Source organism: Pseudomonas sp. SDO55104_S430 (assembly GCF_054070595.1).
In genome coordinates, this window is sequence record NZ_JBSVXG010000203.1 from 1 (window position 1) to 10,371 (window position 10,371).

7 protein-coding genes and 1 pseudogene are annotated in these 10,371 nt (G+C 60.9%); 5 read left to right on the top strand and 3 right to left on the bottom strand.

The window, feature by feature from the left end:
• Positions 1-49 precede the first annotated feature (49 nt).
• Together ACW9JE_RS24610 and ACW9JE_RS24615 are read right to left on the bottom strand one after the other, a co-directional pair.
• Positions 50-814, bottom strand: a complete 765-nt coding sequence (locus ACW9JE_RS24610; protein ID WP_457434215.1) for a methyl-accepting chemotaxis protein — start codon at positions 812-814, stop codon at positions 50-52.
• A 93-nt stretch (positions 815-907) separates the two neighbouring features.
• Positions 908-1,939 (bottom strand): annotated as a pseudogene (locus ACW9JE_RS24615) (HAMP domain-containing protein); the annotation flags it as partial.
• A 171-nt stretch (positions 1,940-2,110) separates the two neighbouring features.
• Here ACW9JE_RS24615 and ACW9JE_RS24620 point away from each other — a divergent pair.
• Positions 2,111-3,592 (top strand): helicase HerA-like domain-containing protein, encoded by a 1,482-nt coding sequence (locus ACW9JE_RS24620; protein WP_457434209.1) that lies wholly within the window; start codon positions 2,111-2,113, stop codon positions 3,590-3,592.
• A gap of 105 nt (positions 3,593-3,697) precedes the next feature.
• Here ACW9JE_RS24620 and ACW9JE_RS24625 read toward each other — a convergent pair whose 3' ends face one another.
• A complete protein-coding gene (locus tag ACW9JE_RS24625) occupies positions 3,698-4,153 on the bottom strand; it encodes a DUF721 domain-containing protein (protein ID WP_457434210.1) in 456 nt (151 codons plus the stop codon).
• Positions 4,154-4,462: 309 nt separating this feature from the next.
• Between ACW9JE_RS24625 and secA the strand changes: the two genes are divergently transcribed.
• The 4 genes from secA to ACW9JE_RS24645 all read left to right on the top strand — a co-directional run bounded on the left by secA (position 4,463) and on the right by ACW9JE_RS24645 (position 10,275).
• Positions 4,463-7,198 (top strand): preprotein translocase subunit SecA, encoded by a 2,736-nt coding sequence (gene secA / locus ACW9JE_RS24630; RefSeq protein ID WP_457434211.1) that lies wholly within the window; start codon positions 4,463-4,465, stop codon positions 7,196-7,198.
• Between the two features lie 120 nt (positions 7,199-7,318).
• Positions 7,319-8,536, top strand: a complete 1,218-nt coding sequence (gene argJ, locus ACW9JE_RS24635; RefSeq protein WP_457434212.1) for a bifunctional glutamate N-acetyltransferase/amino-acid acetyltransferase ArgJ — start codon at positions 7,319-7,321, stop codon at positions 8,534-8,536.
• Positions 8,537-8,701: 165 nt separating this feature from the next.
• The gene (locus ACW9JE_RS24640; RefSeq protein WP_457434213.1) at positions 8,702-9,334 is read left to right on the top strand and encodes a glutathione S-transferase family protein; all 633 of its coding nucleotides are present in this window, start codon (positions 8,702-8,704) and stop codon (positions 9,332-9,334) included.
• A complete protein-coding gene (locus ACW9JE_RS24645; protein WP_457434214.1) occupies positions 9,331-10,275 on the top strand; it encodes a Nudix family hydrolase in 945 nt (314 codons plus the stop codon). Before ACW9JE_RS24640 ends, ACW9JE_RS24645 begins: the two co-directional genes overlap by 4 nt.
• The last annotated feature ends 96 nt before the right edge of the window (positions 10,276-10,371 follow it).

A 10,371-nucleotide genomic window follows, 5' to 3' on the forward strand; every position in this document is an offset into this window, starting at 1 on the left:
GGTGATCCTGTAGGAGCGAGGCTTGCCCGCGAAGAGGCCGGTTCAGGCGCTAGATACGGAAGCTATCGACCAACTGCTTCAACCGCACCGCCTGCTGCTCAAGTTCGGCACACGCCCGCAGTGTCGATTGCAGATTCTCCACCCCTTCCTGGTTCAGCGTATTGATTTCGGTGATGTCGACATTGATCGACTCCACCACCGCCGTCTGTTCCTCGGTCGCGGTGGCCACGGACTGGTTCATCCCGTCGATCTCGCCGATACGCCGGGTCACGCTGCCCAAGCGTTCGCCGGCCAGGTTGGCGATTTCCACGCTGTCCTGGCTGTGGCGCTGGCTGTCGTTCATGGTGCTGACCGATTCCCGGGCGCCGACCTGCAACTCCTCGATCATGCTCTGCACCTGCCGCGCCGATTCCTGGGTGCGGTGCGCCAGGTTGCGCACTTCATCGGCGACCACGGCAAACCCGCGCCCGGCTTCACCAGCCCGTGCCGCTTCAATGGCAGCGTTGAGCGCCAGCAGATTGGTTTGCTCGGAGATGCTGGTGATCACGTCGAGAATTTGCCCGATGTTCACGGTCTTGCTGTTGAGCGCTTCAATGTGGGTACTCGAGGCGTCGAGCAGGTTCGACAGCTGATCCATCGCGGCAATGCTGCGCTGCACCACCTGTTGACCATCCTCGGCCAGGTTGCGGGCATCGCTGGCCTGGGTCGAGGCTTGCGCGGCGTTGTGCGCAATTTCCTGGGCCGCGGCGCCGAGTTCATTGATGGCGGCAACGACACTACTGGTGCGCGAGGCTTGCTGGTCGCAATTGTCCATCGACGAGTTGGAAGCGGCGACCACCCGCAGCGCGACCTCGTTGACGTGCGCGGTGGCGGAAGACACTTCGCGAATCGATCCATGAATACGCTCGACGAACCGGTTGAATGCTTTGCCCAGCAGGCCGAATTCGTCGTTGTTCTGGATCGTCAGGCGCTTGGTCAGGTCGCCTTCACCGTTGGCGATGTCTTCCATGGCCCGGGTCATGACTTGCAGCGGCTGGATCAGGATGCGGATCAACAGGCCCAGCAAGGCAATGATGATCCCGGCGGCGATGACCGTGGCCACCACCGCCGACGCGCGAAATTCGCTGAGCTTCGAGAAGGCCTTGTCCTTGTCCACCGACAGTCCGATGTACCAGTTCACCGAAGACAGCCCATCGATTGGGCTGAATGTGACGATCTGGGTTTTGCCATCGACCTCGGTTTCACTGAAGTCGCTGCTGACCCTCGGGGTGTTTTTCGGGTACGCCTCGGCCAGGGACTTGGTGACCAGATCCTTGTCCGGGTGCACCAGGATCTTGCCGTCGGCGCTGACCAGGAAGGCATGACCCATGCCGCCGAAATCCAGCGCGTTGAGGCTGTCGATGATCATCTGTAGGCTCAGGTCGCCACCGACCACGCCGATGTGCCGGGTCTCATCGAACACGCTCTGGACGATGGAAATCACCAGCTTGCCGGTGGAAATGTCGATGTAAGGCTCGGTCAGCACCGATCCGCTGGTGGTCTGGGCGCTTTTGTACCAGTCCCGTTTACGGGGATCGAAGCCTTCCGGCATGTTCGCGTCCGGGCGGATGGTGAAAAAACCATCGCTGTTGCCCATGAACACGGCGACAAAAGCCGTGGTCATCGCCTTCTGTTCAAACAGATCGGTGATGTTTGCAAACGTCGGGTTGAGTGCGATGTTTTGTGCGAGGTTTTCAACCAGCAGGCTGCGACCGTTCAGCCAGGTCTGGATGTTGTTGGCAGTTACACTGCCCATTTCCTGAAGGTAATTATCGAGGTTGTTGCGGATCGCATTACGTTGCATCGAGTCGTTGTACAACGTGAATGCGGTGAAGGCGAGAGTGACGATGAGGGCGGCGGCAAGCAGGATCTTATGGCTGAAGCGCATATTTTTATTCATGGCTTGGGTTTTCCAATAAGGTCTTAATGCCCTCGGCGTGCTTTATTAAAGGAACGCCGTGGGCGGCGTTGAATCAGGTCGGTGTTTGCGCCGTCGCCTTAGCGCAAGACCAACACTGTTCAATCATGGATATCGGCCGCGATCGATCAAAGATTAATCAAGGTGGGCAAAATGCACGATTCAGCGCAACTCGTTATCGGTGCCGATCCTTCGGGGCAGCCGATTTCCCAGGCCATGCGCCTGGCCAATCGTCACGGTTTGATCGCCGGTGCGACCGGCACCGGCAAGACGGTCACCTTGCAACGACTGGCCGAAGCCTTCAGCGATGCAGGCGTGGCGGTGTTTGCAGCCGATATCAAGGGAGACTTGTGCGGTCTGGGGGCCGCGGGTAATCCACAGGGCAAGGTCGCCGAGCGCATCGCCGGGATGCCCTGGCTGAATCACAAACCGGCGCCATATCCGGTAACGCTTTGGGATATCCACGGCAAGTCAGGTCATCCCTTGCGCACGACATTGAGCGAGATGGGGCCGTTGCTGCTGGGCAGCCTGCTGGAACTCACCGACAGCCAACAATCTGCTTTGTATGCCGCGTTCAAGGTCGCCGATCGCGAAGGCCTGTTGCTGCTGGATCTGAAGGACCTGAAGGCGCTGCTCAATCATCTAAAGGATCATCCGGAACTGCTGGGGGACGACGCGGCGCTGATGACCACCGGTTCCAGTCAGGCCCTGTTGCGGCGCCTGGCGACTCTGGAGCAGCAGGGCGCCGAGGCCCTGTTCGGCGAGCCGGCGCTGCAACTGGAGGACATCCTGCAACCGGCCGCCGACGGGAGAGGGCGCATCCACCTGCTCGATGCCAGTCGTCTGGTGCACGAGGCGCCGAAGGTCTACGCGACCTTCCTGTTGTGGCTGTTGGCTGAATTGTTCGAGCAGCTGCCAGAGCGCGGCGATGCGGACAAACCGCTGCTGGCGCTGTTTTTCGATGAGGCGCATCTACTGTTCACCGGCACGCCCAAGGCTTTGCAGGATCGTCTGGAACAGGTGGTGCGGTTGATTCGCTCGAAAGGCGTGGGGGTGTATTTCGTCACTCAGTCGCCGGGTGACTTGCCGGACGATGTACTCGCCCAGCTTGGCTTGCGCATCCAGCATGGATTGCGCGCCTTCACCGCCAAGGAACAGAAATCCCTGCGGGCGGTGGCGGACGGCTTCCGGCCGAACCCGGCGTTCGATGCCTTGGCGGTACTGACCGAGTTGGGGATTGGTGAAGCGCTGGTGGGCACCTTGCAGGAAAAGGGCACGCCGGAGATAGTCCAGCGGGTGCTGGTAGCGCCGCCGCAGTCAAGGATCGGTCCGCTGAGCGATACCGAGCGCACGATGCTGATCGCGGGATCGCCGTTCCAGGGACGTTATGACAAACCGATCGACCGCGAATCGGCCTATGAAGTGCTGATGGGGCGCAAGGGGCTGGCGCCGGAGGCCGAGCCTGAAAAGCCGGCGAAGCAGGAGCCAAGCTTCACCGAGCAGGCCGGAGAATTCCTCGGTACGGCGGCGGGGCAGGCGCTAAAATCGGCGATGCGCCAGGCGGCGAATCAATTGGGCCGGCAGTTGGTGCGGGGCTTGATGGGATCATTGCTAGGCGGCAGCAAACGCCGCTAACCCCACCCACCTTGTAGGAGCGAGGCTTGCCCGCGAAGAGGCTCTCGAGGGCCCTAAAAGCTTCGCAGGCAAGCCTCGCTGCTACAGGTATTGTCTGGACAGGATTCAGGCCTTCGGCCTGGCATGCGCCGCCAACCGCTCCAGCGCCGCCCGCAGCTTCGGATCATTGATGCCATCGGCCGTCGCCTGAATGGTCGCCGCCGCATCCACGGACAAATCAACGGTATGCCCCGCAGCCCCGCGATGAACGGTGGGCGGCTGGACCTTGAACAGAATTCGCATGAGGCTGGAAAACTCATCGAACATCTGCAACTGCCGTTGCAGGCGTTTTTGCTGGTAGCGCAGGCGGGTGGCCCAGTGGCCATCAGTGACGATCAACAAAAGATTGCCATCGCGCCACGAGGCCACATGGCAGTGTTCGCGGGCGGCGGGTTGCAGTTGGCTGTCGAGCAGTCTTTGCAGATGACTCAGGCGTTGGGCATGGCCGAGCATGGCTTTGAGCGGTTTGGCTTCGCGTAGCAGGACGGCGGGTGCTCTGGCCGTGAGAGGGCGAAATGCCATGATCAGACACCTGAAGTAACAGAGCCGCCATGGTAGCAGAAAGCAGCAGATTCGCCCGACCCATTGCTTTGCGCGCGCTTTCCCCATTAAATCAACAGATAACTTCTTCCATTCATGGCTTGAAGTTGACCCATTTGCCCCTATTTTAAGTGAGCCCCGTCAAAGCGCTGAGCCAGCATCGTGGAATAACGCCACTTTCCTCACCATCGTTTCCGGGTAGAATGCTCGTTCGCATGCGGCCATGAGGGCTGCACGGGCGACGCTCACGGGGCCGCCCTCCATCCCTTTAGTGTGGAAGATCCTGCCGATATGTTTGCGCCTTTGTTAAAGAAACTTTTTGGAAGCAAGAACGAGCGTGAAGTCAAACGCATGCTCAAGACGGTACAAGTCGTCAATGCCTTCGAAGAGCAAATGGTGGCCCTTTCGGACGATCAATTGCGTGCCAAGACGGAAGAGTTCAAGGCCCGCATCGCCAAAGGGGAAACCCTCGACAAGCTGCTGCCAGAAGCCTTTGCGGTTGCCCGTGAAGCCGGCAAGCGCGTCATGGGTATGCGTCACTTCGATGTCCAGCTGATCGGTGGCATGACCTTGCATGAAGGCAAGATCGCCGAAATGCGTACCGGTGAAGGCAAAACCCTGGTGGGTACCCTGGGCGTTTACCTCAACGCGTTGTCCGGCAAGGGCGTGCACGTTGTGACCGTGAACGACTACCTGGCCCGCCGTGACGCCAACTGGATGCGTCCGCTCTACGAATTCCTCGGCCTGACCGTCGGCGTGGTCACGCCGTTCCAGCCGCCTGAGGAAAAGCGCGCTGCCTACGCCGCCGACATCACCTATGGCACCAACAACGAATTCGGTTTCGATTACCTGCGCGACAACATGGCGTTCAGCATGGAAGAAAAATTCCAGCGCGAACTCAATTTCGCCGTGATCGACGAAGTCGACTCCATCCTCATCGACGAAGCCCGTACTCCGCTGATCATCTCCGGTCAGGCCGAGGACAGCTCCAAGCTGTACATGGAGATCAACAAACTGATCCCGCAGCTGGAACTGCACGTCGAAGAAGTGGAAGGCGAAGTCACCAAGGCCGGCCACTACACCGTCGACGAGAAGACCCGTCAGGTCGAACTCAACGAAGCCGGTCACCAGTTCGTCGAAGAGGCGCTGAACCGTCTGGGTCTGCTGGCTGACGGCGAAAGCCTGTACTCGGCGCACAACCTGAGCCTGCTGACTCACGTCTACGCCGGTCTGCGCGCGCACAAGCTGTTCCACCGCAACGTCGAATACATCGTGCAGGAAGGCCAGGTCGTCCTGGTCGACGAACACACCGGCCGTACCATGCCGGGCCGTCGCCTGTCCGAAGGCCTGCACCAGGCCATCGAAGCCAAGGAACACCTGAACATCCAGGCCGAAAGCCAGACCCTGGCTTCGACCACCTTCCAGAACTACTTCCGTCTGTACGACAAGCTGTCCGGCATGACCGGTACGGCCGACACCGAAGCGTTCGAATTCCATCAGATCTACGGCCTGCCGGTGCTGGTCATTCCGACCAACAAGCCCCTGGCCCGTAAAGACTACAACGACCTGGTGTTCCTGACCGCCGACGAGAAATACGCGGCGATCGTCAACGACATCAAGGAAAGCATGGCCGCCGGCCGTCCGGTGCTGGTGGGTACTGCCACCATTGAAACCTCCGAGCACATGTCCAGCCTTCTGGTGAAGGAAGGCATCGAGCACAAGGTTCTCAACGCCAAGTTCCACGAAAAGGAAGCCGAGATCATCGCCCAGGCCGGTCGTCCAGGCGCACTGACCATCGCTACCAACATGGCCGGTCGTGGTACCGACATCCTGTTGGGTGGTAACTGGGAAGTGGAAGTGGCCTCCCTGGAAAACCCGACTCCAGAGCAGATCGCACAGATCAAGGCCGACTGGCAGAAGCGTCACCAGCAAGTGCTCGAATCGGGCGGTTTGCAGGTGATCGCCTCCGAGCGTCACGAATCGCGCCGTATCGACAACCAGCTTCGTGGTCGTGCCGGTCGTCAGGGTGACGCCGGTTCCAGCCGCTTTTACCTGTCCCTGGAAGACAGCCTGATGCGCATCTTCGCCTCTGACCGGGTGAAGAACTTCATGAAGGCCCTGGGCATGCAGCCTGGTGAAGCGATCGAGCACCGCATGGTGACCAACGCCATCGAAAAGGCTCAGCGCAAGGTTGAAGGTCGTAACTTCGACATCCGTAAGCAATTGCTCGAGTTCGACGACGTCAACAACGAACAGCGTAAAGTGATCTATCACATGCGTAACACGTTGCTGGCTGCTGACAACATCGGTGAAACCATCGCCGACTTCCGTCAGGACGTACTCAACGCCACCGTCAGCGCGCACATTCCGCCGCAATCGCTGCCTGAGCAGTGGGACGTGGCGGGTCTGGAAGCCACCATTCAAAGCGACTTCGGTGTGGCGCTGCCGATCCAGCAGTGGCTCGACGAGGACGATCACCTGTACGAGGAAACCCTGCGCGAGAAGCTGATGCAGGAACTGATGGCCGCGTACAACGAGAAAGAAGACCAGGCCGGCGCCGAAGCGCTGCGCACCTTCGAGAAGCAAATCGTTTTGCGTGTTCTGGACGACCTGTGGAAAGACCACCTGTCGACCATGGACCACCTGCGTCACGGTATCCACCTGCGTGGTTATGCCCAGAAGAACCCGAAGCAGGAGTACAAGCGCGAGTCGTTCACACTGTTCTCCGAACTGCTGGATTCGATAAAGCGCGACTCGATCCGCGTGCTGTCCCACGTTCAGGTACGCCGCGAAGATCCGGCCGAGGAACAAGCCCGTCTGCGTCAGGAAGCCGAAGCCCTGGCGGCGCGCATGCAGTTCCAGCACGACGAAGCTCCTGGTCTTGAGCAACCGGAACTGCTTGGTGAAGAGGTCGATGTCGCCCTCGCCGCCGCACCGGTTCGCAATGAGCAGAAGCTGGGCCGCAACGAACTGTGCTACTGCGGTTCGGGCAAGAAGTTCAAGCATTGCCACGGGCAGATCCAGTAAAACCCGTTTGATACCTTGAAATACCCGCGCCGCGACCGGCTCCTGCCGTCGCGGCGTTTTGCCATTTAAACCACCGCTCCCGCCGAGCGGTGCAGACATCATCTAGTGAGGAGCGCATTCATGGCTGTTGGTCTTGGTCCTTTGCCAACGTTGCACCCGGTTGCCGGTTTTGAACTCGGTATCGCATCGGCCGGCATCAAGCGCCCGGGGCGCAAGGATGTCGTGGTCATGCGCTGTGTCGAAGGCTCGACCGTCGCAGGCGTGTTCACCCTGAACGCTTTCTGCGCAGCTCCGGTGATCCTGGCCAAGCAACGCGTGCAAGGCCCGGTGCGTTACCTGCTGACCAACACCGGCAATGCCAACGCCGGTACCGGTGAGCCGGGCCTGGCCGCCGCCGAGCGCACCTGCGCCAGGCTGGCCGAGCTGACTGGCGTCGATGCCAGCCAGGTGCTGCCGTACTCCACCGGCGTGATCGGCGAGCCGCTGCCGGTCGAGAAGATCGAAGGCGCGTTGCAAGCCGCCCTCGACGACCTGTCGGTCAACAACTGGGAAGCCGCCGCCACCGGCATCATGACCACCGATACCCTGCCAAAGGGCGCGAGCCGCCAGTTCCAGCACGATGGCGTGACCGTCACCGTGACCGGCATCAGCAAGGGCGCGGGCATGATTCGTCCGAACATGGCCACCATGCTCGGCTACATCGCCACCGACGCCAAAGTCTCCCGTGATGTGCTGCAGAACCTGATGCTCGACGGCGCCAACAAGTCGTTCAACCGCATCACCATCGACGGCGACACCTCGACCAACGACTGCTGCATGCTGATCGCCACCGGTCAGGCCGCACTGCCGGAAATCACCCGTGCCGAAGGCGAACTGTTCGCCAAGCTCAAGCAGGCGGTGTTCGAAGTGTGCATGGACGTGGCCCAGGCCATCGTTCGCGACGGTGAAGGCGCGACCAAGTTCGTGACCGTTGAAGTCAATGGCGGCGGCAATCACCAGGAATGCCTGGACGTCGGCTACACCGTGGCTCACTCGCCGCTGATCAAGACCGCACTGTTCGCCTCCGATCCGAACTGGGGTCGCATCCTGGCTGCCGTTGGCCGTGCCGGCGTACCGAACCTGGACGTGAGCAAGATCGACGTGTTCCTCGGTGAAGTGTGCATCGCCAGCCGTGGCGCCCGCGCTGCCACCTACACCGAAGCCCAGGGCGCGGCGGTGATGCAGCAGGAAGAAATCACCATCCGTATCGAACTGGGTCGCGGCGATTGCAGCGAAACCATCTGGACGACCGACCTGTCGCACGAGTATGTGAAGATCAACGCCGAGTACCGTACCTGATTGACTTGATACCGAGTCGCTCCCTTCGCGAGCAAGCCCGCTCCCACAGTTGACCGAGTTTCTTCAGTAGAAATGCGATCGAATGTGGGAGCGGGCTTGCTCGCGAAGACGTCAGGCCAGACACTTGAAGTTCTGGTCTGTACCTCTTATCAAAAGGTCCCGAACATGTCCCTGCACCTGATCATCGGCGACAAACTGTTTTCCTCCTGGTCCCTGCGCGGCGCCCTGGCCCTTGATCTGGCTGGCGCTGCCTACACCGAAGAACTGATCAAACTCAATCAGCCCGACACCCGCGAGCGCCTGCTCAAGCATTCGCCGACCGGCAAGGTCCCGCTGTTGAAGACCGGGCACGGCACCATCGCCGACTCCCTGGCGATTGCCGAATACCTGGCAGAGCAATTCCCCGACAAAAAACTGTGGCCAACAGACACCGCGGCCCGCGCCCAGGCGCGTTCGGCCTGTGCGCAGATGCACAGCGGCTTCTTCGGCATGCGCGGTAACATGCCGTTCGACCTAAGCCATGACGCGCCCCTAGCGCCGGTTCCGGCGGAAGTGACGGCGGACGTCGAGCGCATGTCCGCCCTGTGGGCCGAATGCCGCGCCGCCGCAGCCGAGACCGGCCCATACCTGTTCGGTCGCATCTCGTTGGCTGACGTGTTTTTCGCACCGATCGCCGTGCGCCTGCGTACCTATCAGGTCAAGCTGTCGGCGGTGGACGAAGCCTATGTTGAAACCATTTACCAATGGCCAGCCTTCAAGGCCTGGCAGAAGGCCGGACTTGCGGAGATCGAGCGGTGAAACGCGTACACGTAGCAGCAGCCGTCATCCGTGACGGCAGCGGCAAAATCCTCATCGCCCGGCGCGCCGACACCCAGCACCAGGGCGGGCTGTGGGAATTTCCCGGTGGCAAGGTCGAGGCCGATGAATCGGTGGAAACCGCACTGTCCCGTGAGCTGCAGGAAGAGCTGGGCATCGTGGTCAGCGCGGCACGCCCGCTGATCAAGGTTCGTCACGATTACCCGGACAAGCAGGTGTTACTGGATGTCTGGGAAGTCTCGGCCTTTACCGGCGAGCCCCACGGTGCCGAAGGCCAGCCATTGGCCTGGGTGACCGCGCGTGAGCTATCGGGTTACGAATTCCCTGAGGCGAACCGCCCGATCGTCGCGGCCGCTCGCTTGCCCGAGCAGTACCTGATCACCCCGGAAGACCTCGAAACCCCGGCCCTGCTGCGCGGGATTCAAAAGGCCATCGCGGGCGGAATCAAGCTGATCCAGTTGCGCGCACCGAACGGTTACGACCCGAAATACCGTGATCTGGCGGTCGATGCCGCCGGACTGTGTGCCGGCAAGGCGCAACTGATGATCAAGGGGCCGTTCGAGTGGTTGGGAGATTTTCCCTCCGCAGGCTGGCACATCACTTCGGCGCAGTTGCGCAAGTACGCGGCTGCGGGTCGACCATTGCCTGCGTCGCGTTGGCTGGCCGCTTCGTGCCATAACGCCGAGGAACTGGCGCTGGCTGAAGAGATGGGCGTGGATTTCGTGACCCTGTCCCCGGTGCAGCCGACCCTGACCCATCCTGATGCTCAGCCGTTGGGCTGGGAGCAGGCTTCGACCCTGATCGAGGGGTTCAGCAAACCGGTGTTTCTGTTGGGCGGCGTCGGCCCGGCAGAGGTTCAGAAAGCCTGGGCGGCGGGTGCCCAGGGTGTGGCGGGGATTCGGGCGTTCTGGCCTGAGGCCTGATTTGGCGGTGTAGCTGCTGGCCTCATCGCGAGCAGGCTCGCTCCCACAATGGATTTCTGTGAACACAATATTCGTGAACAGCAGCAATCAACTGTG